Below are 25,324 nucleotides of genomic sequence, written 5' to 3' on the forward strand. Positions count from 1 at the left end.
ATAATCCACGCCGGATGGATCGACACCTTTATTTTTTACCGGTCAATGTTTTGATCGTCTTCAACTCCTCTGCGCTGAAGGGGGTTCCGTCTTTCCGCAAAATGTCGTGAAACCACAATTCCGGCTCTTTGCCGTCGGGCATCGGCATTCGCCAGGCGTAGATGGTGTTGGTTTTACCCGCCACGAACCCCCAGTTGATCGCACCGATGTTTTCCTGTTTCAGCAGCGGCATGATGGTCTGAAAAATACTGCCGTTGGACCGGGCCATGTATTCGGTGCAGATCAGCGGCCGCTTGTGTTGCCGGAGGTCCGCAATCCGCTTTTTATGATCATCGATATACTTGTAATGGTGGTAGGTGATCACATCCGAATTTTCGAGCTGAAACTGGTTTAGCTCGGTAAATTTTTCGTCCCAGTTCCACAAACCGGCACTCACCGGCTGCGAAGGATCAACGGCCCGCGCCCAGCTAAAAACCGCTTTCAGCAATGGCAAACTTTTGCTGAAATACTGGTTGTTGCCCGGTTCGTTATACAGATCCCAGAGCAGAATCCGCTCGTCGTTTTTAAAGGTGGTCATCACATCTTTCACATACCGTTCCAGCATCGCCAAACTGTCGGGATGGGTGTGGATCATGGTACCGGGGTCGCGCACCCAGCCGCTGTTATGAATACCCGGTTTGGGTTCCGGCTGTTTTCCAGGGCGGTATTCGTCGTTCCAGCAATCGTCAAAAAACACCAGAATGGTTTTAATACCGTGTTTTTGGGAGATGCCGAGGTATTGATCGAGCCGCTTTTTGAACCCTGCCTGATCCGACGTCCAGGCCACGTGGTGCAGATACACCCGCATCGCATTCAGTCCCAGACCTTCGGCCCAGCCAAGTTCGCGGTCGAGCGTTTGGGGATCAAAGGTTGCCTCCTGAAACATTTCCAGTTGGTTGATGGCCGAACTGGGCTGGAAGTTACAGCCCCGGATCCAGCCGTGTTTCTGATACCAGGCATTCGCCTTCTCGGGCGTCCAGATCTTGTTTTGGGCGTTTAATCCGGTCGCAACCAGCATCAGCACCCCCACAATGGTCAATAATCGTTTCATACCTACTGTAATAAAGGAAAAGAGTTTAAGACTTTCGCTTTTTGCCCCCAACCCCCTAAAGGCCGGGCGACCAGTGCCGGGCTAAAACATCCGGATTTCGAAGCCCCCTTTAGGGGGTTGGGGGCGAAAAGCGGAATAACTTAACAGCCTGGCCTTTAGGGGAACGGGGCAAAAAGAAAATGCGAAAATGCATCAGAATTATCAGACATAAGTCCTGGAGTCAATAACCCGAATTCTGAACACACAACTTGTTGGCATCAATTTCGGACTGCGGAATCGGGAACAACACCCGCTCCGGTTTGGCGTTCGTTATGCCCCGCGCCTGAGCCAGCGAAATGAACGTTCCCTGACGAATCAGGTCTTCCCGGCGCTTGCCTTCGGAGACAAACTCCCAGCCCCGCTCCCGGAAAATAACCGTCCGGAAAGCTTCTTTGGTGGCGGCATCGGCGGTGGTCAGGTTGGCAATACCGGCTCGGGTGCGCACCTGATTGATCAGCGTAAAACACTCGGCGGTTGGGCCGTTCAGCTCATTCAGGGCTTCGGCGCGGGTCAGCAGGATGTCGGCATACCGAATCACCGGCACGTCGGTTCCGCTGTTGTTCCCCACCGTATTGTTGTCCCAGTATTTAAAACTCCGGGCGTTGTCGCCGGTCGACAGATCGACGGTCTGGTTGCTGCTGTTGACATAGCTGGTGCAAATCAGTTGAAGCCGCTTATCGGTCGGAGCAAACGTGCTGGTGAAGGCGGTTCGCAGGCGGTATTGCGTCGCAAAATTCGACATGGTGGTCTTATAGACATAGTTGGGAAACTGCGGACTGCTCTTGTACGACGGCGGCAAGGTTCCGGCCTGAAACCAGTTTCCGAACGGATCTTCCGTTCGGCACGGCAACACCAGCAGCATTTCGCGGTTGTTCATGCCTTCATTTTCGATCCGAAACAGTTCCGCAAATGCAGGATGCAGGGCGTAGTAGTTCAGATCCATCACCGCTTTCGCGGCATCGGCGGCTTTCTGCCACTGTTTGGTATTGAGGTAAAACTTGGCCAGAATCCCGTTTGCATTCCCTTTGTTCAACCGGCCATACGCTTCTTCCTTCCCCGGATCGGGCAGATCGGCGATGGATTGACTGATTTCCGTTTCGATAAACGTTTTGAGATCAGCCTCCGCAGCCCGCGCCAGTCCGCCAAGCTGGCTCGTCGAAGTCCGGAGCGGAACCGTGCCGAAGAAATTGTACAGGATCGCGTAGGCCTGCGCCCGCAAAACCCGCGCTTCAGCTTTGAAGAGTTTCTTGATGGCATCGGTCGTATTCACGTTGTCGATGTTCTCGATAACGCCGTTGGCATCGCGAATGGCCCGGTAATTCGGTGCCCACATATCATCGTTGAACGTTCCCAGCGACGGATCCCAGGTGAAGTTGATGATCGTGATGAGCTGCCCGTTTTCGGCGCCACCGGTATTGAATGCCATATCGGTACAAACTTCCGAATCATTGATGACGTAGCGCGAGTTGGATTGGGTCTGCGCCTGGGCATAAGCCGAAAACAGCAACGACTTGATACCGCTTTCGGACGTCAGCACATTGCCCGGCGAAAATTCGGATTTGGGCGTTACTTCCAGGGTCTCTTCGCAGGCTGGCAACGCCAGAACCGCACCCACGAGGAGGATATAGTTGACGATCTTTTTCATGAATGATCCACTGTTAGGACGTATAAAGTCTCGTTTCACGGTCAGAACTGGAGGTTTAGCCCCGTTGTAAAGGTTCTGGTTAAGGGATAGGTGTTGTAGTCGATGCGTAAAATATTGTCGCCGAGGGCATTGGCCGCCGGGTCAGAGCCGGAATAGTTCGTAAACGTGTACAGGTTCTGCCCATTTACGAAGACCGACGCCCCGCTGATAAACCGCGTTTTCAGGGGAATTTTGTACGATAACCGGATCGACTGAAGCCGCAGATACGAGGCATCCTCGACAGTTTTGTTGGTCACCTGCCGTTGCCCCTGCACATCGTTCGGCAGAAACGACGGATAGTCGTTGGTGGGGTTGGTGGGCGTCCAGCGGTTCAGATACGGTTCGGCCAGTTTGTTACGGCGATAATCCACCGGATAATATGAATCGACCAGACTGCTGTTCAGCATTTTAGCGCCCTGTGATCCTTCCAGAAACACATCCAGAACGAGGGTTTTATACGAAACGCTGGAATTAAAACCGTAGTAGAAATCAGGCAGCGATTTGCCCAGCACCACCCGGTCGTTGGCATTGATGATTTTGTTGCCGTCCAGATCGCGGTATTTCAGGTCGCCGGCCCGGACGCCGGTTTGCGCCTGACCGAAATCGTCGCCCGTTTGCCAGACACCATCGACCAGATACCCATAAAAAGAACCGATGGATTCACCCGGTTTCAGAATGCTCACCTGACCGATGCTGCCCGGCCCGGTGCCGATGGCCTGACTCACATTGCCCAGACTCAACACCCGGTTTTTCAGCGTCGTGATGTTGAAACCGGCATCGAACCGAACGTCCTTCTGGTTCACAATCACGGCTTTCAGCGCCAGTTCCAAACCGGTGTTGCGCATACTGCCCACGTTCTCGGTCCGGCTGCCAAAACCGGTGCTGGCCGGTTGCGGAATGTCGTATAACAGATTGGAAGTCTTGCGGTTGTAGTAATCGATGCTCCCCGTCAGACGCGAGTTGAAGAAGCCAAAATCCACCCCGATGTCGGCCTGCACGGCGGCTTCCCATTGCAGATCGGGGTTGGCGCTGCGGCTGGGCTGGAGCGAACTGACCTTGTTGCCGTTAAAAACCGCATTGCGTCCGGCAGAATAAGTCGAAAAATAGAGGTAATTCACCGTCGGCTGGTTTCCGGTAACGCCGTAGCTCGCCCGCAGTTTCAGTTCACTCAGCACCCGGTTATTTTTCAGAAAATCCTCGTCATAAATCCGCCAGGCGACGGCTGCCGACGGGAAATACCCGAACCGTTTGTTGGGGCCAAACCGTGCCGAACCATCGGCGCGGATCGACGCCGTCAGCAGATATTTCCCTTTGTAGGCATAACTGGCGCGGCCCAGAAACGAGACGATCTTGTTCTCCTGACGACCACTGCCGACTCCGTTCAGCGTATTATCGCCCGTACCCAAGGCATCGAACGTCAGATCAGGCAGGGCAAAGGAACGGGAATTGGCGATCAGGCTACTGGACGTGTACCGCTCATACGTGGCTCCGGCCACCGCCGAAATCCGGTGGTCTTTCACCTCTTTGTTGTAGTTCAACGTGCCTTCGGTCAGGTAATACCCCCGTTTTCCGTCGCGCACGTCGGCATACCCATTGTACGACAAACCGGTGAGCGTGGTCGGATCGATCCAGAAATACCGCTGGTTGTTGTTTAAATCCACGCCGACCCGCACTTTGGCAGACAACGACGGCATCAGGAAGTATTCCGCATACACGTTTCCGAAGGTGCGGTAGGTGTCGCCCATGCCATATTGTCCATTGATGACGGCCAGCGGATTGTCCATCGGAGCCATCAATGGCGAGCGGTAAAACGAACCATCGGGGTTGTAGGGTGCTGCCGTCGGATCGTAGTTCTGGGCCATGTAGAGCGCGCTGGCGTTGTCGTTCAGACCGACGCCGGTGGCGTTGTAGTAATCGCGGCTGTAAGCCGTCGTCAGACTCACTCCGACATTGTATTTGGAGGCAATGCCGTTTTCCAGATTCACCCGGGCGTTGTAGCGGTTGGTGCCGGATTTCAGCATAATACCGTCCTGGTTAAAATACCCAACCGATACGTAGTATTTGGTATTGGCTCCGGCCCCACTGAACGACAGATCGTGTGACTGGATCGGGGCGTTGCGTAACAACAGATTCTGCCAGTTGGTATTGGCGTTCGTGCCGGTGACTTTGGGCGTGCTGAGTTTGCCGAGGTCGATGATTTCGTTGATCACTTTCGTGTATTCATCACCCGTCATAAACTGCTGGGTATTCGCTACTTTCTGCACGCCATAGGTTCCGTTGTATTCCACTTTCAGCTTGCCATCTTTCCCTTTTTTGGTGGTAATGATCACTACCCCATTCGCTCCGCGTGACCCGTAAATGGCCGCTGCGGAAGCATCCTTCAAAATCTCGATCGACTCGATATCGGCGGGATTCAGGCTGTTCAGTGGCGTCCGGTTGTTGGGATTGCTGGTCGTACCGCCCGCGCTCGCCGAGCCAATGGCCGTGCCGTCGTTGACCGGCAAACCGTCCACCACGTACAATGGATCGTTGTTGCCCGTAATGGACGTAATGCCCCGGATTTGCACGCTCATCGTGGCCCCCGGTTCTCCGCTTTTCTGGTAAATCTGCACACCCGGTGCCCGACCCGCCAGCGTTTGCTGCAGGTTCATGTTGGCACCCCGCGTCAAATCCTGGGCTTTCAGGGAAGTCACAGAACCGGTCAGATCGCTTTTCCGCACCGTTCCGTATCCCACAACGACCACTTCATTCAGCGCCTGGCTATTTACTTTCAACGCCACATTAATTTCCGAACGGTTATTGATCACCTCTTCCTGCGCCAGGTAGCCCACGTACGAAAAAACCAGCGTCAGACCCGTGGCCGGTTCCGGAATGCTCAACTGATACCGCCCGTTGGCATCGGTCGTCGTACCCCGGTTGGTGCCTTTCAAAACCACGCTGACGCCGGGCAGCGAACCGCCATTGTCAGCTCCCGTCACCGTACCACCGACGGAAATATCCACCGGAACGGCGGCTGTCGAAGCGGTCATGGATGCCGGTAAGCCCGCATTCAGGAAATTGTTTTCGGCCTGCTCTGTCCCGGTCGCCGGTACTGCCGGAAATCGCGCATCACCAGCCGACGGTTTTCGGTTCAGAACAACCCACGTACCCGGTTTTACCTGTTTGTAGCGCAGATGGAACGGTTTCAGTAAGCGGCCCAGCGCGTCTTCGAGCGTGGCACTGCCGACCAACGCATCCGCCGGGACGGTCAGATTGGCGATGGTACGGTCTTCAAACAGAATATCGGTCCGGTATCGGGTTTTCAGGTCATTCAGCACGTCGGCCAGTCGGCGCGTCACCACGGCTGATGGAGCCATCGTCGTGCGGTCCTGCTGCCGGATCATCGCCAGGGTCTGGCTGCTGGCCGGTTGCGGACTGCTCAGTAACCAGGCAACCAGCAAAACGGGCAGCGGAGTGGAGTTCAAGGGTGAACACATAGAACAGGAAAGTTGATAAGGGTAGAAAGGCTATTCGAAAAAAGTGACGGTATTTTCTTTCTGTTTGTAATTGATTTCCAACAATTCAGCCACCACCTGCAGAAACTCATCGGCATCGTGGGCCTGGAAAGAACCCGTGATGGTGCGGTTGGCCAGGGCCGGATTTTTCAGTTCCAGCCGCAGGTCGTAGGTATCGCGGAGGAGATCGGCAATTTCCCGAACGGGGGTGCTTTTGAACACAAACCGGTGGTCGCGCCAGGCCGTACTAACCTCAGGCTGAGCCATATGGCTCTGGGTTAGCTGTCCGGCGGGATTGACCCGGACGGCATCGCCCGGTTTCAGGCGCAGGCGACGGACGGGTTTGGTCGGGCTATTGTAGTTGAGTTGGATGGCTCCGCGACTCAGCACAATTTTGGTTTCCTGCGGTCGGTCGTATACGTTAAATTCGGTGCCCAATACCTCCACCTCGATACCCCGTTTCGTGTGAACGACAAACCGCTGGTGCGTTGGCGTATGCCGGATGGAAAAGGCCGCTTCGCCCGTCAGCCAAACCGCCCGGGTTTGTGGGCCGAAGCCGAAACGCGGTACGCGCAGCGTCGAATTGGCATTGAGCGTCACCTGCGAGCCATCCGACAGTGTTACCGGTCGGGTTTCGCCAAAGCCGGTCGCTATGGTCTGGTACAGCAGCCGTTGCCGACCCGCGTAGAGTCCCGCCAGCAGCGAAAGCACCACCGCAGCCGCCACCAGCCAGCGGGGCTTAACCGGCAACGGATGAACGCGGGTGGGCTGGTTTGCCGGAACCGCCGGGTGTTGCTGTTCCCAGATTTCGATGCGATCGGTGAGGGTTTGCAGGGCCGCATCTTCATCGGCGATGTACTGCAAATGCTGGCGTTCCCATTCGTCGAGCCAGGCTACGTAGTGCAATTGGTTGGCCGGTTGCTGCAACCACTCGGCGATCATCGTCCGTTGCAAAGCCGTGGAACGACCCGCAAAATGTTCGAACAATTTTTCTTTCGTGATAACCGGATTCATACGATGACGGAGGTTTGCGCCGATGCAGGGGAGCCCGGTTGCGTGGCAGGATGAACAAGGGTGAATGCCGTTAGCCAGCAAAAAAGGCCTAATTGAAGCGACTGGCGGAGCTGCGAAAGCGCACGACTTAAATGCGCTTCGATCGTTTTCGGAGAAATCTGGAGTTCGTCGGCAATTTCGCGGTGCTTTTTGCCTTCAAACCGGCTCATCACAAACACGCGCTGGCATTGCGGGGGAAGCAGCCGAACGGTTTCTTCGATGCGCTGGTAGAGTTCGGTATACTGGAGCAATTGTTCGGGATCGAGTGCAAAATCGGCGTCCATTCCATCGGCTTCGTCCTCCGCAGGCATCGCTTCCTGCCGAAATTCCAGCCGCAGATGCGTGTAAGCCCGTTTCCGGACGGCAGCATACAAATACGCCTGATAGGACGTGGTAATGTGCTGATGAACCTGGTTTTTCCAGAAACTGAAAAACACTTCGCTCACCAGGTCTTCAGCAATGGTGCGCGAATGGACAAACCGAACCGCCTGACTGCACAGCGTCCGGTAATACCGCCGGAAAAGCAGCTCGTAGCCCCGCCGGGCGTCGCTCTCGAACGTCTGCCGAATCAGAAATTCGGTATCGACCACCACCGGTTCCGCAGGTGGCTGCCGGAATGGATTGGAGGGAACAGGATTTTCGGGTAGATTTTCGGCCATCGACAAAGGAAGACAAACGGATCGGATTTACAACTAAGTCCGCGAAACCGGGTCTATCCCCTAGTCTATTCGTAGATTTTTTTTTATTATTCTCAGATTTCCACAAAAAAACCGCGTCCTGATGATCAGGAACGCGGTTCGTTACGGGGGTACGCTAAAAACTTATTTCGTTTTTACGCCGGAAGCTGCTTGGTCGGCCGTGGCCACAATGTTCATATCGACGGTAAAGTCATCGTAGATCACTTTGTCGCCCAGGTTATCAAAGAATGATTTCGAACCGTATTTAATCTCGAATTTAGCACGGTTGATGGTAGCTTTTCCACTAGCCGTCAGCGTGTTACCCGAAACAGAATACGTCACCGGGAACGTGACGGGGTTCGTGATGCCTTTGATCGTCAGATCGCCGGTTACATCGGCGACATTACCGGCGGTGGCTTTCACTTTCGTGATTTTGAAGGTGGCAACCGGGTGTTTGGCAACCGAGAAGAAATCGTCCGATTTCAGGTGATTGATCAACTTGTCGTGGTATTCCTTGTTGTCTTTCAGGTCGGTGCTGGTCATTGTCCGGAGGTCGATGGATACGAGACCGCCTTTCAACTGGTTACCGCTGAGGGTCAGATAGCCTTTTTCAGCTTTTACGGGGCCGGTGTGTTCGCCGGTTACTTTTTTACCATTCCAGGTCAATACGCTTTTATCGACGTCGATGTTGTACGTCGTCGTTTTGGCGACACTCTTCTTGGCGTTTTTGTCATTGCCGGAAACACCAGTGTTGGCTGCTACAGGATTGCTGATTGCTACGCTCAGGGCCACGAATCCTACTAAAATTTGCTTGTACATGAGATTAATTTTTAATTTAGGGAAATTGGTTGGTTGTAATTTGATTTATTGGTAAAAAAAGGGATTGCTATTCTGACGATCCACGCAGTTTGTCGAGCAGGCGGTTTAGCTCATTGGCTTCTTCTTCGGTCAGGTTATGAAACCGCTTTTCCCACTGATTCTGGTGCTGATCCATGATTTTCAATAGATCCAGCCCTTTCTCGGTGATCACGACGTCGACCGCCCGACGGTCGTTGGGGCATTCGGTGCGCTGGGCTAATTCTTTTGCAAGCAATTTATCGACCAAACGGGACGCATTCGACATTTTATCCAGCATCCGCTCGGTAATATCCGCTACTTTGACCGGGTTAGGGTACTGTCCGCGCAAAATCCGGAGGACATTGTATTGCTGAATGGTTAACCCATACGGTTTTAGTAAATACATCTGCTCATCGCATACCCACCCGTTGGTATACATCAGGTTCACCGTCATCCGGTGATACGGAGACCGGAACGATGTGGTTTGTTTGATGTCATTCTCGATTGGCATTGTCATTTTTGCTAAGTGAGGAACGGCTTCTTCGGTTCAGTTGCAAAATAACCATTTCACCTTTAATTACCAGTCCCCGTTAACGTTACAAATATACTGTCTATACATTTAATGTAACAACATTATATTCAAAAAAAGTTTCAGCGGTATGGAATAATTTCTGGTGCCGAGGTGTCGAAGTCGCGGAAACGGGCGGTGGGCACGCCTTCGAAGGCTGGCCGGAAGGGTGCCGGGTTGTTGGGAATATTGGGATACCAGGCAATCCGGATCTGGAAACTGTTGAAGGTCAGGTTCTCATTTCGTAACCGAAATGCCACGCCATAACCCTGATAAAGAGGTCCCTGGAACAGTTTCCGGGTCTGGTAGGTAACCAAACCAAGGTTGGCAAAGGTGACAATGGCCACCCGAAAACCGACGATGTTCAGACGGGAGAATAAAATATTTTCGAGATTGGTCAATAATAACTTCGTACCGCGCAATTCGTTGTTGTTGATCCCGAGCCGGTCGCGGCCACTCAGCGTCAGGTATTCATTGGTGAACCGCTGAGAACCCATCGTGTAGCGGAAATTGATAAAATGCCGCCAGTTGCCCCAGTTGGTCGTTCGAAGGGGGGTGAAATAACTCGACTCCAGCGAAAAAACACCCTGCTCCACGGTGGTCTTGCTCCGCAGAAAACTGCCGATACTCAACGCGCCATACAGATATCCGAACGATTCGAGGTAATGCGCTTTGGAGTATTTGAAACCCAGGTACTTGCGCTGACCCAGTTCGGCATTATCGTAGCCCGCCACAATGGACGCCAGACTCCCAAAGGGAACGTCCTCTGTCCGGCCAAAACCGTAGATCAATACATCCCGCACATAGCGCCGACGCGACAAACCGATGCTGAACAGCGTGGCATTCGTATTCTGAAACAACTGATTCGTGTCTTGCCGCACTTCCGGCCGGTTGGTGAAAGCCAGTCGCGTAAACCGGGCGGCCACCACCAGCCGCGTTCGGTCGTCTCCTTCCCCCAAAAAACTGAAGAACGGTTTGAAGGCATAACCAGCCCAGACGTCATTATAATAATAGCCGAGCTTGGTGAGCTGAGCGCTGTCTTCCGAAAAAACGATGTAGCGGGGAAACCGGTTGTAACTCAATTCGGCCGAACCCGCCCACTTGGTATCCGGCGTCAGAAACGGGCGATAGAAGCGCACTGCGTACTGTTTCAAATCGCGGGTTTCTACCAGATCGGCCTGCCCGGTAAAAAACGTTTTGCCGATGTATGGAACAATATACCGCCCCCGGTATTCGAGTTTTTGAAAGGGATCGTCGGCGTTATACGCAATCTGGTTGGAAAAGGTGTGGGCCAGCCCCCGGAAGTTTCGCTGCTCCAGGCGCAGATCGAACCGGTTAAAACCGCCCACACTACCCGATGGCAATAACGACCAGACATCCTGCGTGATGACGTAGACATCGACAAAACCCCGGCTTCCTTCGTGCGGCACCACGATGATCCGCGCATCGTGAAACACATTGGAATTCCGCAACAGCCGCTCGTTGTCGCGCAGCGTGTCCGGACTGATGCGGTCGCCCTCTTCGAACAGCAGAAACGACCGCCGGATTACGCCCTCGCGGGTGTCGGCGTGGAGCTGGTTTGCCGTTCGTTCGAGCCAGCTTCGGGGTCGGCGCAACGTATCGTATACACTGGGGCCAAAAACACCCAGCCGCCGGATGTAGATTTTATTGATCACCCGGCCCTGGTATTTCACGAACGGATTGGCTTCAATCTCATTAACATCCCCGGTTTTAATCCGGCTGTTATACATGTCGTGAAACAGCAGTTTGTGTAGTTCGCGCGTGATCTTGCGTTTGAACATCCGGTTTTTCAGGTTCGTGTAAAACAAACTGTCCCGCACCACCTGTTTGGCATCCCGAATGCCTTTCGTAATCGAATCTGCCCGGGTGAGCGAATCGCCTTTGGTGTCGGGAACGGGAATTTTAATTTCCTGCGCCACCGAAACCGAAACCGCCAGCAGCAGCCATACGATCGTCAGCCAGCCCCTGTGAATGAGCCGGAATCTCCTGAAATCGATCTGACGATCTTTGACTGGTTTCACGCTACTGTACTTCTTTTTTCATCCAGTAATCCCGCTGCCTTTCGTGGCCAAACTGAAAATAATGCCACCCGCATTTCTGAAAACCCATCCGCTCATAAAAGCCAATGCCCCGTTTGTTCCGCTCCCAGACCCCCAGCCACAACGTTTTGTACCCTTCCTGACGGGCCCGATCGAGGCAGTTTTCCATGAGTTGTCTCCCCAATCCGTTCCCGATCTGACTATCCAATACGTATAAACGCTGAATTTCGATGGCATGTTGGCCTTTGAGCTGACGGGGTGGGCGGTTTCTTCGTAATTTCGCATAGCCCACCACTTCCTGATCGGAACCAACGGTTACTAAAAAAGTTACTTTGGGGTCCAACAGTTCCTGGCGGGTTTGTTCCACAGAAAAAGCTTCTTCTATATACGCTTCAACCAGTTCGGCCGGATTGTGCGGAGGCCCAAAAGCTTCCCGCATCGTCCGGATCGCCAGATCGGTCAGCGCCACCGCATCGTCCAGGGTAGCGGTTCGAATCTGAAAGGGTGTTTTCAAGACCAGTTTAGTTGTTATGTTTGCAGGGAATAGATGCTTTTGCCCCGTTAACCGTTTAAAGTATACGAATAATATTTCAAAAATCCATGCAATTAACCCGTCCCCTGGTGTTGGCCTCTAATTCGCCCCGCCGACAACAACTGATGCGTGAAATGGGGTGTACGTTCCGCGTTGACGTTCGACCGACCGACGAAAGCTTCCCGGCCGACATGCCCATTGCCGTTGTTCCGGCATTTCTGGCGCGTCAGAAAGCCGACCGGTTTCGGTCCGATCTGGGCGACCAACTGGTTTTGTGCGCCGACACCATCGTCGTTGTCGATTCCGATATTCTGAACAAACCCGCCGATGCCGACGAAGCCGTGCAGATGCTCCGGCGGTTGTCGGGCCGGGCGCACCAGGTTATGACGGGCGTTTGCCTGCTGTCGGCCGAAGAAACCGTTTCATTTACCGACGTGGTTACGGTGGTTTTCAATCCGCTGGACGATTACGAAATCCACGCCTACGTTGAAAAATACCGTCCCTTCGACAAAGCCGGGGCCTATGGGGTTCAGGAACCCATCGGCATGATCGGCATCCAGCGCATCGAAGGTTCTTTTTACACCGTAATGGGATTACCGGTCCACCGGGTTTATCAGGCTTTGAAGCGTTACGAAGTCCGCACCAAAATTTACAATCCCTGAGCTTCAGGAAAGCAAGCTGTTCAGGATTCGTTATTCAGTATTCGATGTTCGTTATTAAAACATGAAAGAGTTTACCCATATCGATCCCAAAGGCAATCCGTCGATGGTTGACGTCAGCGACAAGGCCATTACCCGGCGCGTGGCCCGCGCCCGGAGCATTGTGGTGCTGAACGACGACATCATGCAGCACCTGCAGGGGCAGGATATTCAGACCAAAAAAGGGCCGGTTTTTCAAACTGCCATCATCGCCGGTACCATGGCTGCCAAACGAACGTCCGATCTGATTCCGCTTTGCCACCCGCTCGGTCTCGACAGTTGCAAACTGACCATCACCGCCGACGGAAACGAGGTGATCATCGAATGCACCACGGCCCTCGAGGCCAAAACCGGCGTTGAGATGGAAGCACTCGTGGGCGCGTCGGTGGCGGCCCTGACGGTGTATGACATGTGCAAGGCGTTTTCGCACGATATTGTGATCAAAGAAACCCGGTTGCTGGACAAAACCGGCGGAAAAAATGACTTTCACCAAACCACCTGAAGCAAGCGCTCCCCTGCTGGGTCTGGTGCTGGCCGGTGGGCGCAGCACCCGCATGGGGGTGGACAAAAGCACCATTGTCTACCACGGGAAACCGCAGTACGAATACCTCCACGATCTGCTGGCCAAATATTGCGACGACGTTTTTTTGTCGGTCAATGCGGAGCAGGCGCTTCAACTAGCCGACAGCCGGTTTAAACTTATTCCGGACGATTCGACGGTAAAGGGTCCGTTGGCCGGTATTTTGACGGCTTTCCAAAACCAGTCGGCCTACCACGCCTGGCTGGTGGTGGTGTGCGATTTGCCTTTTTTATCCGAACAATCGATCCAAAAACTGGTCTTCAACCGAACGAGTGAAACCATCGCGACGGCTTTCTGGGACAGCGACCACCGGTTTCCGGAACCGTCCGTTTGCATTTGGGAGCCAGCCGCCTATCCGGCTATCCTTCGGGGCATCGCCGAAGGCACGCCCTACCCGCGGACCATTCTAATGAACAACGCGATCGAGTTGCTGGAAATCGAGGACGTGAGCGAGCTGACCAACGTGAATACCCCGGATTTTCTAGCACCCCAACGGCAGGATGCTGTTTTTTTGCGGGAAGCCATTCGGCTCGCCAAAGAAGGAAACCGAACCGGAGAAACCGGGCAAAGCGATGACGGTTTTTGAACACCAATTAAACAAATGATGAGCGATGAATGGGCTCATGCGGACTGCCCCGTCATCGTTCATCATCCATCGTTCATCATTCTTTCAACTTATGTCTTCTCACCACATTGTACGCGACAAACAGGAACCGGCCTTGCTGATTGCCAACGGCGAAAGCTGCGACCCCGACCTGCTGGGCCAACTGCTTGAATGGAATCCGTTCGTCGTCGTGCTGGACAATGCCATCTGGCGCGTGCTGGACCTGGACATCAAGGTGGACGCCCTGCTCGGCGATTTTGACCTGCAACCGGATTTCGACCTGATTCGCGAACGGCAATACCCCATCGAAATCATTCACACGCCCGATCAGAACAAAACCGACCTCGACAAAGGCATTGAATTTCTGATCGAACGCGGTTTTCCGGCCGTCAACATCGTCTGGGCCACGGGCCGCCGGGCCGATCACACCATGACCAATATGACGAACATTATTCGATATAAAGACCGGATTAAAGTCGTTATGGTCGATGATCATTCAAAAATTACGCCTTTGACCGGTTCTTTCGAAAAATGGTACGCCAAAGGCACGCCCATTTCGCTCATTCCGGTCGGCACTGTGGACGGCATCGTTACTGAAGGACTCAAATACAACCTGTCCGACGAAACCCTGACCCTGGGCTACCGAACCGGCAGCAGCAATGAAGCCGCCGAAGACGGTTTTGTAAAGATCCAGTACCGAACCGGCGATTTGCTCCTGATGGAATGCTGGGATTAAACCGGCTTAGCGATTCAACACTGCCTTGCCACTCTTCTGCCGCCCATCGTCCAACAACAACCGGAAGAGATACAAGCCGTTGGGCAATGGCACCCCACCCTGATCGGTGCCGTCCCAGAAAACCAGATTCTCGCCCACCCGCACCGGCTGCCGCAGGGTACGAATGAGTTGGCCGTTGAGGTTCCGAATCAGAATCTGCCCCTCCCCCGGCGACTCCGTTCCCGAAACGGTAAACCGAAACCGGGTGTGCGTCGCAAACGGATTGGGCGTTGCCTGCACGGCCGACAAACTATCCCCATTCTGCACCCGAAACTGGATCTCATACGGCCCCGGCCCGGCCCGGTTGCCACTGACATCGGCGGCATAAACCTGCAACGCATACAGGCCATCCGCCAGATTTCGGGGCTGATAATCCAGCACAAACCGGTTGTCGGCACCCGCCGGTTTCCAGCTAACTGCTGGACTATTCAGGGTTACGCGTTCAAAATCGCAGGTTGCACACGGTTTTTTCAGGAACACCTCAATCCCGACGGTATCCTGACGGATTCGGTACGGGTCTTCATCCTGCAAAACCAGGCGAATCAGCGGATTGGCCGATACCAGGGCTTCATTTTTCAGTGAAATGCCGTCAAACGTTACACTCAGCAGCGGGTTCAGGCGGTCGGGGGGAAACCGCTGTCCCGAGTCCGGTAAAACCACCGTATAGCCATCCGCTCCGGTTTTCAGGTCGAACACCAGCACGTTGTTTTTTTCCTCCGACTCTTCAATCTGGTTATCCGGATCAACCGCGATTTCAAACCGGTTGGGTGTTTCGGCGTTGGGCAGTGACTCCGGTTTGAAGGCATAAAAGAGCGTATCACGGTAGGCAATGGCGTTGTTCATCTTCGTGCCATAGGACCGCATCTGACCATTGGCCAGCCGTTGCCGAACCGCCAACCCCACCCGCTGCCCGACCTCGAAACGCCCCGCGTTGGTGACCACCACGCCCAAACGCACGGAATCCTTTTGCGCCCCCCGCTGAAAAACGCCCGACGAATTGACGCTAAAATCCGGTTTTTGAATGGGAAACAAACGCAAAACCGGGTCGCCCTGCAACACCATCTGGTGGGCATTGGAAATGTCGTAGGCTCCGCTGTATTGCGCCAGCACGCGCCGGGTGGTTTCCTGCTGAATCAGCCCAATCGGTTTGTTGAGAAAAGCCGTGTCAGCAAATAACGTCTGGTAAAACTGCTGGGTGTAGGTTTCGAGCGGCCCGGAATAGCCCGAACCGCTGTGCGCCAGAATCGCAATCGCTCCTTTGTCGGGAGTCAGCAGCCAGTCGGTGGATAAGTTACCGACCGATCCGAAAAAGATATTACCGACTCCGCAGCCGTTGAAAAACATCAGCGGATAGCGGCCCTTGTTGCGGTAGCCGTAAGACGGTTTGGAGGCATAGCCGAAATCCAGATCGGTCACGATGGGCGATGAGTGGCCGAAAAACGTCATCAGGGCAACACCGGCATTGACAATACCGCTGACGTCGACGCGCTCCACCGGTTCGTCGGTCTGTTTGGCTTTGACGGTGATATTGGCACCCACATACTGTTTTCGGGCGGTTTCGCTCACCCGATCCAGAATGCGCCGGAACGTGGTCACTTCAAAAACCGAACTGCCTCCGCTCAGGTGTAACACCTCCTTTCGCCAGGGTTCATTGACCGGCGTGCGTTCAAATTCCTTCACTTTTTCGAGGTAGTTCAACACTTCCTGCGGATTCAGCGTGTTGATCCGCCCGGTCGGAATCGCCGGTACATTCGCCTGATAACCGGCCAGTCCTTCCGTCAATAACAGATCGGAACCCGGCACATTGCCGATGGTCAACACGAGGTCACGGTAGTATTGATCCGGACTGGTCCGCATGGGATAATACGCGTTGCCGCGCCCAATCAACAGCATGTATTTGGTCGTATCGGCGGATAAAGACTTAGCAGTCAGCATGTAATCAGCAAACCGGCGGATGGCCAGGGGCGTCCGTTCGCCGTAGCTAAACTGGTTGAGCAATTGCTTCATCGTGACCACCAGCGTATCATGACGCCCGCCCGCTGCCGACGCCCGGTAGCCCGCGTAGGCTTTGACCGGATTCGCCACATTGCCCACCGGTTTCATTAACGACTCATGACTGACCACCAGATAGTTGTGCTTCGCCGGATCGATCTTCCGAAAAACCGTCCGCTCCAGCCGCGACGGCGTCAGCGTTCCGGCCGAGATCAGAAGCTGGCGCGGGGTTTCGGTATTGGGTATGATCAGTTTCAGGACGGTCTGGTCTCGGATGGCGGTCAGACGGCGCGGGTGAACCGGATCGGTCAAATCATACAGCAACGGATTGGCCGGGGCATCGGTCAACTCCACGTACGACCGGCCTTTGGGATTCGGCAAAAGATGGATGGTTTTCTGCGTAAGGTTGCTCAAACTGAATGACTGCGGATACTGAAGGCGGAAATAACTCACCGAATAGCGGTCGGTTTCAAACGGCCCATACGATTGGGTTGACAGTGTCAATTCGTTCGACGACGAGACATCCGTTGGCGGTATATCGAACGACAGGCGGCCCGTATTGAACCACTCGAACCGGGTGTTTGCCAGCGGAGACGAGCCCGAAGCGGTTTTTCCCGGAAATATACGGACCAGATGGGTCGTGTTGTCGCGTCCGTTCAGCAACAGTTCCAGGTGCGGTTTTTCGGGGGCCGTCCGCACCCAGCCGTCGAGCAGAAAAGTGCGGCTAACAACACTGTCTTTTTTCAGCATCGGGCCGGTATAGCCTTCACCTTCTTCAAAAAAAAGTTCGTAGGCCGACAGAAAAGGCGACGGCCCGCCGTTCGACTGATTAATGGAGATTTCGTTGGTCAAAACCGTGAGCTGCTCGGCCAGGTGATACGGTTCCGGTGTCAGGCCCTGCGCGTCGGTTTCGGTAATAACATCCATACGTTTGCCCTTCCGGCCGTCGGGCCGCCAGGTCAGAAAATAGGCTGCCGTATCCGAATACATGCTGTAATACGGATGGGGCTGGGCGTTCCGGGGGCGATAGAGCAGCGAATCCTGCCGACCATCGTTCCGTTCGCCGATAAACTCCAGGTAATCGTCCGCATCCAGTTTGTTGTCCGACTCGCCCACTACGTAAATCGCCAGTTCGACGCCCCGCCGAAACACCTGCAAGCTGACCGGATTGATGGAGGCCGTTGGTATACCGGCTTTTTGCAAATCGGCGGTGGTGAGTCGGTATACGCCGGGCTGGGTGATGGGGATTCGGTAGTAGGTTTGCCCAAAATCGATCCATTCATTACCGTATTCAGTTGCTTGGGCAATCAATTTTAGCGATAGCAGACAAAGTGAAAAGCTTAACAGGGTGAGTCTCATGGCGTGGGTGCGTAAAATTTGGCAGTTAAACTTACGAATTAATCGGTGTTTACGCCAAATCTGCCATTCATCTCTTTATTTTTTCCGCTCATCACTTCGGCAAAGAGTATTTTATAAAGTACCTTGCATTGCATAGTACCTTTGTGTACCTTTGAACTATCAAAACTGGAAAGGTCAGGAGCTGGTTGGACACCGATTACTACGTGAACAACAACTGATGAACAACCGATTACGACCATGAATAACCCGATCAGCTCCTACCCCCGTCAACAAGTTAAACGTCATGCAGTGATATGAATATCGAAAATGCTCAAGTGCAAATGCGGAAGGGAATTCTGGAATTCTGCATTCTGCACATCATCTCGCGGGGCGAAGTATATGCTTCCGACATGCTGGAGGAACTCACGTCCGCCCGCATCATGGTCGTGGAAGGCACGCTTTACCCGCTTCTGACCCGGCTCAAAAATGCCGGGTTGCTCGATTACAAATGGGTGGAATCAACCTCCGGCCCTCCGCGGAAATATTACCTGCTGACCGAAACCGGCCAGGCGTCTCTGAAAGGGATGAACGATACGTGGCAGGAATTATCCGATTCGGTGAACTCGATTGTCAGTAAAACCGATAAACACAAGGCTGCGATCAATGGATTGACGGCCGTGGAAACCTCGGTTCCGTCCGTCGAAAACAAGCCCGAAAATCCCAATCCGGAAAACTGACCTAAACACATCTCGACTCTTTCACACGCGTTGTTGCCATGAAAAAGACCATCAGTATCAATATAAGCGGAGTGATCTTCCACATCGAGGAAGATGGCTACGATAAATTAAAAGGGTATCTCACGTCGATTCAACACTACTTTTCGACGTACGAAGACAGCCAGGAAATCATTACCGACATCGAAAACCGGATTGCCGAAAAGCTGCTCAACAAGCTCAAGGCGGCTGAAAAACAGGCCAGTCCGCGCCAGGTGGTCACGCTGGAGGATGTCAACGAACTGATTCTGTCGATGGGAACGGTGGCCGATTTCGAAGCCATCGAAGAAGAAGACAGCATCGGTGCTACCACCGGCAGCCGTTCGCAGGCAGCCTACGAATCGGCCGCAACGGCGGGTGCCAATCCGGAACCCAAAGCTGGCCCAGCCCCCGGAACGGGTTCGGTGCCTCCGCCCCGCCCGAGCGGTTTGCCCCCGCGCAAGCTGTATCGCGACTTACGCCGGAAAATTGCCGGTGGCGTTGCCTCCGGGATTGCCAATTATTTCAACATCGACCCGGTTTGGGTGCGCTTGATTTTTGTAACCCTCATTCTGGCTCTGCCGCCTTTCAGCGGTATTTTCGGCCACGGCAGTGACGAATTCTTTGGCGGTATTTCCGGGTTCACGGTGATTCTGTACATCGCCATGTGGGTAGCTTTTCCGGGTTCCATGACGCTGGAAGACGACAAAAGTGTCAAGAAGTTCTACCGCAATCCCGACGATAAAGTGCTGGGTGGGGTGGCTTCAGGGATTGCCGCTTACTTTGGAATCGATGCCGGGGTGGTCCGCCTGCTGTTTGTTCTGACCATCTTTCTGTTCGGTACTGGTCTGCTGGCCTACATTGTTCTCTGGATTATCTCGCCGACAGCCAATACGTTAACCGAAAAAATGGAAATGCAGGGGGAGCCCATTACGCTCTCGAACATCGAGAGCAATATCAAGCGCAGCCTTGATATCAACGAAACCGCCGAAGAAAGTACGCTGGCTAAAGTCCTGTTGTTTCCGTTTCGACTGATTGCCACCATCTTCAACGGACTGGCCAGCATCCTGGGACCGTTGGCACGCGGCACGGTATCGATTGTTCGGGTTTTAGCCGGGGTGTTTCTGGTCGTGGTTGGGTTTGCCATTATGGTGGGTGCGCTGGGCGTTCTGGGTACGGTTTTTGGCCTGAAAGGAATTCACTTCGGAAATAGTGATATTCCGTACATGATCCAGCGGGAAATCACCCCTCCGATGATTCTGTCGGCCTTTGTTGCGGTTTTCCTGCCGGGTCTGGCCATTGCGATTCTCGGAATTATGATCATTTCGCAACGGGCCCTGGTGACCACCGCCATTTCCCTAACGCTGCTGAGTGTCTGGTTTTTAGGCCTGATTGGTCTGGCCGCTACGGTTCCGCAGGTGGTCAATGAATTCAGCCGCAGCGGTCACATCGAGGAGACGGTGACGTTGCCGGTTCCGGCCGCCATCCCGACGCTCGACATCAATGATGAAGACAATGACAACGATTTTCATACAGCCATTGAACTGGAAGGCGTCGAGGGCACGGCCTGGAGCCTACTGAAACGTCAGGAAGCCCAGGGACCTACCCGCCAGGCCGCCCAGCAAAATGCCCGGACTATTCTGTATAACTGGTCGGTGAAAGACTCCCTGATTCGCTTTGACGACAGCTACGAAATCAAACCGGGATCGCGGTTTCGGGGGCAGGATATCGACCTCACGATCTACATTCCCTACGAACGCCCGTTCCGAATGACCGAAGCCTTTGCCCGTCATATTCGCAACGAGTTTGGAAACGAGGAACTGGAGCGCATGAAAACCAGTATCTGGAAATTCAGCAAAACCGATGGACTGGTTTCCCTGACCCATCCGCGTGAACTGAACGACAACCGCTACGAGGAAGACTTCGATACCAACGACGCCATCGACGAAACGCTGCGCAACGAGTTGGGGGATGATTTCCACCAGAAAGGTGAATACACCCGCCAGTTTGAAGCGACAAACTTCTCAAAGATCGACATGGGTGGTGCCTTTGCCGTCCGGGTAAAACGGGGCGAAACGTTCAAAGTTGTGGCCGATGGCCGTGAAGAAGACATCGACGATCTGCGGGTTCGGGTTGAAAATGGCGAACTGCACGTCGACTTCCGGAACGAGGGCGTTTTCAAATGGCGCAACCGCCGTCGAATCGGCATCACGGTAACGATGCCGGATGTACAATCCATTCATTACTCGGGAGCCACGCAGTCGATCATTACCGGTTTCGACTCGCTCGACAACCTGGACATCGACCTGACCGGTGCCTGCAAAGCCCTTATTGACGTCAAAACCAACAAACTGGACATCGACCTGACCGGTGCGTCGAAGGCGACCCTGCGGGGACGTTCCAATAATGTGAACGCACACCTGTCCGGTGCCTGTAAACTCGATGCCACGGCGATGACAGTGGGCCGGGCCGACGTCGAAGCAGTGGGTGCCAGCAACGCGGAATTCGGCAAGGTAGACGATCTGAAGTCGAAAACCAGTGGAGCCAGCAGCGTACACGGAAATACAAATCAGGAGCAATAGATGCAACGTTCTGATACGGTTTTGCATCTTTAGCCAGAATTCTTCAACTAAAATCTGCTATGAAAAGGTCACTTGCGTTTTCCTTATTCACACCCTTCCTGCTTTCGACAACGGTTCTATCGATAGCCGCCATCAGTCCTTCGGGAAGCCAACTGGTCGAAATCATGAGTGCCCTGCCCGTTCAGGATGAAACCCGGACGTTCAGCGTCAGCAACTTCGACAAACTCGACCTCGGCAGTGCCTTCATCATTCACGTGACGCGCGGCAGTGGTTATAAAGTGACGGCTTCGGGCCGGGGTGATGATCTGGACGATCTGGAAGCGAAAGTGATCGGCAATAAACTCCAGGTTCGTTACAAAGATAAACTAGGCTGGAACCGGAACCGCCAGCGGGTAACCGTCACGATTACGATGCCGGATCTGACAAGTGTTTCCTTCTCGGGGGCCTCCAAGTCCGATGTGACGGGTTTCCGCAACCTCAAGGAACTGGGGGTCGATATTTCGGGTGCGTCGACGTCGACCATCGAAGTGGACGCCGAGCGTGTGATGGTCGATCTGTCGGGTGCTTCCAATGTGACCCTAACCGGCCAGGCCAAACGGCTCGACGGGGACGTTTCGGGAGCAACAACCTTGAAAGCCTATGAGCTGAAGGTTTCGAGTGCCAAAGTAGAGCTGTCGGGGGCCAGCACCGCCCGGCTAAACGTCAGCGACCGGCTCGATGCCGACGCCAGCGGAGCCAGCAGCCTGACCTACCGGGGTTCGGCCTCCATCCGCTCCAATACTTCCGGTGCCAGCTCGATCAGAAGTGCAGATCGGTAAAAATAAAATAGTTAATTGAGATTGGTAGAATCGAAAATCGCCCTCTGACTTGGAGGGCGATTTTTTTATGGAACAAAACCGGGTAACTAGCCCTGGATCGTCTCACCGCGTTGAAAGGTATTTTCGTATTCTTTCAGCGTGGGATCGGCAAAAACATCGGCTCCGTTCAGGTTATAGCGGACGGGTTCGTTCACGAGGTCGTGCCGGTGACGGAAATACCCCAGGGCCGAAGAATAATGGCAGACGTACGATTTGCGGGTCAGGCTTTCATCCAGAATCGGTTCGCCACCGTGGGCGAGAGCCGCGTGCCAGATCAGAACGTCGCCCTTTTTAAGCAACAGCGTTTTCCGCTCCAGCCCCTCACATTCGGCAATCAGGTAACGGCCGAAATCCGTCGGATTTTTGGTCGATTCACCCGTGAAGAAAATACCGTTTCCCCAGTTGAATTTCGGAATTTTGTGCGAACCGACAAAGTAATGCAGTTCACCCGATCCGGGTTTCACATCTTCCAGCGCAATCCAGGCTGCGGCCAGATGACTCGGAACCTGGGGAACCACATACGGAAAATCCTGGTGGGTCTCCTGCTGTGAACCGTACAAAAAAGTCAGGCTCTGCATGGCTACCACCTTCTCGTTGAAAATGGCCTCCAGAAATGATACAATAGCCCTGTGAAGCATCAGTTTCTTACCGGCCACCGAGGCATTGTGGAAGTCCATTACTTTAATATACTGTCCTTCAATAATTTCACGCGGAACATCCCGGACCTTCATCACCGGGTGTTTGCGGTATTCGGGCCGGTCGATGCGAATGTTGATGTCATACAGCTCGTGCTTCTCGATCAATTCCTGCACATCGGCCAGATAGGCATCGATCAGTTCATCCGAAATAACCTGTTCAAGAATGACATACCCGTTTTTTCGCCAAAAGTGAAGCTTTTCGGTCAAATCATAGGGTAACTGGCGGGCTTTGGGGAACTGTTTGACGAAGCCCTCGATGTCCGGATTCTGTCTGTCAATCCAGGGCAGATTCTCAGCCGGAAAATCATGGAGAACCGGGGCAGGAAACAGCCTTTTGTAAGCCTGCCGCGCTTTGTTTACGATGGACATAGTTTCAGGTAGCAATGTTGCTCCTAAAGCTACTGTTATTCTTTTTTATACAACAGCATAACCATCTAAAAATCAGATAAATAGATTTTCAAAAAAAGCTATTTATCTGATAATCAGGAAATACCGTTAAATCACCTTTTGAAATTTATTCAAAAAAAAGTGTATGTGCAGATGATTACGATGCTATTCTTCTAGCGTATATCATTCAATTGAACAAAATCCATGTCGGTAAAGGAATAATTTTCGCCCGCCATAGCCCAGATGAAGGAGTAGCTGGCGGTTCCGGCACCAGCATGAATAGACCAAGGCGGAGACAGGATGGCCTGATCGGTGCCTACCAGCAGATGCCGGGTTTCCTGGGGATGGCCCATGAAGTGAAAAACGCGCTGGTTTTCAGGAATATCAAAATAAATATAGGCTTCCATCCGGCGGTCGTGGACGTGGGGCGGCATGGTGTTCCAGATGTTGCCGGGTTTCAGGGTGGTCAGGCCCATCACCAATTGGCAGCTTTGCAAACCGTCGGCATGAATGTATTTATAGATGGTGCGCTGGTTGGCCGTTTCCTGGGCACCCAGATCTACCGGCGAAGCCTCCGCCGACGTCAGTTTTGCCGTTGGACAGGTTCGGTGGGCGGGGGTCGAAATCAGCGCAAATTTGGCCGGATTGTCGGCCTGATTGCTGTTAAAAACCACCTCCCGGCTTCCCATGCCCACATATAAACAATCTTTTTTTGACAAGTCAATCACCTGACCATCAACCGTCACGGTTCCGTCACCGGCCAGATTGATAATGCCCAGTTCACGCCGTTGCAGAAAGAAATCCGCTTTCAGTTCGTCATAGGTCGGCAACGTCTGCGGCCCCCCAACCGGCATGACGCCCCCCACGATCATCCGGTCATAATGCGAATAAACGAACTCGAAAGTATGGGGTGTAAACAGGCTCTCGATGAGAAATTCCCGGCGAATCCGGTCGGTATCATATTGTTTGAAATCGCTGGGATTGGTCGTATAACGGGTCTGCATGGATGAATAAGATCAGTTTATGAATAGAGGGCGGGAGCGGTTTTTTCTACTGTTATCGGTCAGGATATGGCTTGCCGAATCCGGACCAGTTTCTCCAGCAAACTTTCCAACTGGCTCAGCGGCAACATATTGGCCCCGTCCGACTGGGCTTCCGAAGGGTTGGGGTGGGTTTCGATAAACAAACCGTCGGCCCCCACGGCAATGGCGGCTTTGGCGATGGTGGCAATCAGGGCCGGTTTTCCACCCGTAACGCCCGACGACTGATTGGGCTGTTGCAGCGAGTGCGTACAGTCCATCACCACCGGAACGCCGTGGTCCTGCATCATCGGCAGGTTGCGGTAATCGACCACCAGATCGCCGTACCCGAACGAGTTGCCCCGGTCGGTCAAAAACACCTCCGCATCCGGATAAACCGACTTCACTTTTTCAACGGCAAAAGCCATCGAATCGCCCGACATAAACTGTCCTTTTTTGATGTTGACCACCTTCCCGGTTTGGGCGGCTGCGGTGAGCATATCGGTTTGCCGACACAGAAAGGCCGGAATTTGCAGTACGTCTACGTAGGCAGCCGCCATGGCAGCCTCGTGCGATTCATGGAAATCCGTGACGGTTGGAACATCGAACGTCTCGCCCACTTCTTTCAGAATTTCGAGGGCCAGACGATCGCCAATTCCGGTGAAAGAGTTCAGCCGGGTCCGGTTTGCTTTGCGGTAAGATCCTTTGAACAGAAACGGAATCCGGAGCCGATCCGTTATGGCGACCAGTTTTTCGGCAATTTCCAGGGCCATTCCGCGGCTTTCGATGGCGCAGGGTCCCGCAATCAGGAAAAAGTTACCCGAATCGGTGTGTTTTAGTTTGGCAATCTTCACAGGTGGTTTCGACGTTTTCGTACAAAACTACACAATTAGCCCACTTTGAATGGTTGTGGCTTCTCAAAATCGCACTTTCGCTAAGTTTTGCCGGTTCTGGCTGCTTTGGAAGTGATTAATCTGAAATTTAAGTTGTTTATTGCCATTTTGATGG

20 protein-coding genes are annotated in these 25,324 nt (G+C 53.6%); 7 read left to right on the forward strand and 13 right to left on the reverse strand.

What is annotated here, in order from left to right:
• Positions 1–28: 28 nt before the first annotated feature.
• From ACO064_RS09660 to ACO064_RS09700, 9 genes are all read right to left on the reverse strand, one after another.
• Complete coding sequence (locus ACO064_RS09660) at positions 29–1,090, reverse strand: glycoside hydrolase family 2 TIM barrel-domain containing protein (protein WP_421827173.1); 1,062 nt, start codon at positions 1,088–1,090, stop codon at positions 29–31.
• Between the two features lie 220 nt (positions 1,091–1,310).
• On the reverse strand, positions 1,311–2,774 hold the full coding sequence (locus ACO064_RS09665; protein WP_421827174.1) for a RagB/SusD family nutrient uptake outer membrane protein: 1,464 nt from the start codon (positions 2,772–2,774) through the stop codon (positions 1,311–1,313).
• Positions 2,775–2,815: 41 nt separating this feature from the next.
• Entirely contained in the window at positions 2,816–6,289 is a 3,474-nt protein-coding gene (locus ACO064_RS09670; protein ID WP_421827175.1) for a SusC/RagA family TonB-linked outer membrane protein, read from the reverse strand.
• 30 nt (positions 6,290–6,319) lie between these two features.
• On the reverse strand, positions 6,320–7,321 hold the full coding sequence (locus tag ACO064_RS09675) for a FecR family protein (protein WP_421827176.1): 1,002 nt from the start codon (positions 7,319–7,321) through the stop codon (positions 6,320–6,322).
• Entirely contained in the window at positions 7,318–8,019 is a 702-nt protein-coding gene (locus tag ACO064_RS09680) for an RNA polymerase sigma-70 factor (protein WP_421827177.1), read from the reverse strand. Before ACO064_RS09680 ends, ACO064_RS09675 begins: the two co-directional genes overlap by 4 nt.
• 162 nt (positions 8,020–8,181) lie before the next feature.
• Positions 8,182–8,856 carry a YceI family protein gene (locus tag ACO064_RS09685; RefSeq protein WP_421827178.1) on the reverse strand — a complete coding sequence of 225 codons (675 nt, stop codon included), beginning with the start codon at positions 8,854–8,856 and terminating at the stop codon, positions 8,182–8,184.
• Positions 8,857–8,923: 67 nt separating this feature from the next.
• Complete coding sequence (locus ACO064_RS09690; RefSeq protein ID WP_114407183.1) at positions 8,924–9,385, reverse strand: MarR family winged helix-turn-helix transcriptional regulator; 462 nt, start codon at positions 9,383–9,385, stop codon at positions 8,924–8,926.
• Between the two features lie 140 nt (positions 9,386–9,525).
• Entirely contained in the window at positions 9,526–11,484 is a 1,959-nt protein-coding gene (locus ACO064_RS09695) for a hypothetical protein (RefSeq protein ID WP_421827179.1), read from the reverse strand.
• A gap of 1 nt (position 11,485) precedes the next feature.
• Positions 11,486–12,016: a GNAT family N-acetyltransferase gene (locus tag ACO064_RS09700; RefSeq protein ID WP_421827180.1), complete on the reverse strand. Its 531-nt coding sequence runs from the start codon at positions 12,014–12,016 to the stop codon at positions 11,486–11,488.
• Positions 12,017–12,102: 86 nt separating this feature from the next.
• Here ACO064_RS09700 and ACO064_RS09705 point away from each other — a divergent pair, with 86 nt between their 5' ends.
• From ACO064_RS09705 to ACO064_RS09720, 4 genes are all read left to right on the forward strand, one after another.
• Positions 12,103–12,696: a Maf family nucleotide pyrophosphatase gene (locus tag ACO064_RS09705; RefSeq protein WP_421827181.1), complete on the forward strand. Its 594-nt coding sequence runs from the start codon at positions 12,103–12,105 to the stop codon at positions 12,694–12,696.
• A gap of 61 nt (positions 12,697–12,757) precedes the next feature.
• Positions 12,758–13,234, forward strand: a complete 477-nt coding sequence (moaC, locus tag ACO064_RS09710) for a cyclic pyranopterin monophosphate synthase MoaC (protein ID WP_421827182.1) — start codon at positions 12,758–12,760, stop codon at positions 13,232–13,234.
• A complete protein-coding gene (locus ACO064_RS09715) occupies positions 13,212–13,898 on the forward strand; it encodes an NTP transferase domain-containing protein (RefSeq protein WP_421827183.1) in 687 nt (228 codons plus the stop codon). The genes moaC and ACO064_RS09715 overlap by 23 nt, the downstream gene beginning before the upstream one ends.
• Before the next feature lie 91 nt (positions 13,899–13,989).
• The gene (locus ACO064_RS09720) at positions 13,990–14,652 is read left to right on the forward strand and encodes a thiamine diphosphokinase (RefSeq protein WP_421827184.1); all 663 of its coding nucleotides are present in this window, start codon (positions 13,990–13,992) and stop codon (positions 14,650–14,652) included.
• 6 nt (positions 14,653–14,658) lie between these two features.
• On the opposite strand, the gene ACO064_RS09725 is transcribed toward ACO064_RS09720, so the two are convergent.
• On the reverse strand, positions 14,659–18,042 hold the full coding sequence (locus tag ACO064_RS09725; protein WP_421827185.1) for a C25 family cysteine peptidase: 3,384 nt from the start codon (positions 18,040–18,042) through the stop codon (positions 14,659–14,661).
• A 293-nt stretch (positions 18,043–18,335) separates the two neighbouring features.
• Between ACO064_RS09725 and ACO064_RS09730 the strand changes: the two genes are divergently transcribed.
• Genes ACO064_RS09730 through ACO064_RS09740 form a run of 3 tightly spaced genes read left to right on the forward strand, consistent with a single transcriptional unit; the run spans position 18,336 to position 22,173 of the window.
• Complete coding sequence (locus tag ACO064_RS09730) at positions 18,336–18,758, forward strand: PadR family transcriptional regulator (protein ID WP_421827186.1); 423 nt, start codon at positions 18,336–18,338, stop codon at positions 18,756–18,758.
• Positions 18,759–18,796: 38 nt separating this feature from the next.
• The gene (locus ACO064_RS09735; protein ID WP_421827187.1) at positions 18,797–21,355 is read left to right on the forward strand and encodes a PspC domain-containing protein; all 2,559 of its coding nucleotides are present in this window, start codon (positions 18,797–18,799) and stop codon (positions 21,353–21,355) included.
• Between the two features lie 59 nt (positions 21,356–21,414).
• Positions 21,415–22,173: a head GIN domain-containing protein gene (locus tag ACO064_RS09740; RefSeq protein ID WP_421827188.1), complete on the forward strand. Its 759-nt coding sequence runs from the start codon at positions 21,415–21,417 to the stop codon at positions 22,171–22,173.
• A gap of 86 nt (positions 22,174–22,259) precedes the next feature.
• Here the strand turns inward: ACO064_RS09740 and ACO064_RS09745 are convergent, their stop codons facing one another.
• The 3 genes from ACO064_RS09745 to kdsA form a co-directional block, all read right to left on the reverse strand.
• Entirely contained in the window at positions 22,260–23,279 is a 1,020-nt protein-coding gene (locus ACO064_RS09745) for a phytanoyl-CoA dioxygenase family protein (protein ID WP_421827189.1), read from the reverse strand.
• A 191-nt stretch (positions 23,280–23,470) separates the two neighbouring features.
• The gene (gene kduI / locus ACO064_RS09750) at positions 23,471–24,301 is read right to left on the reverse strand and encodes a 5-dehydro-4-deoxy-D-glucuronate isomerase (RefSeq protein WP_421827190.1); all 831 of its coding nucleotides are present in this window, start codon (positions 24,299–24,301) and stop codon (positions 23,471–23,473) included.
• A 59-nt stretch (positions 24,302–24,360) separates the two neighbouring features.
• Complete coding sequence (kdsA, locus tag ACO064_RS09755) at positions 24,361–25,170, reverse strand: 3-deoxy-8-phosphooctulonate synthase (protein ID WP_421827191.1); 810 nt, start codon at positions 25,168–25,170, stop codon at positions 24,361–24,363.
• Between the last annotated feature and the right edge of the window lie 154 nt (positions 25,171–25,324).

Source organism: Larkinella sp. (genome assembly GCF_965227735.1).
Classification (GTDB): Bacteria; Bacteroidota; Bacteroidia; order Cytophagales; family Spirosomataceae; genus Larkinella.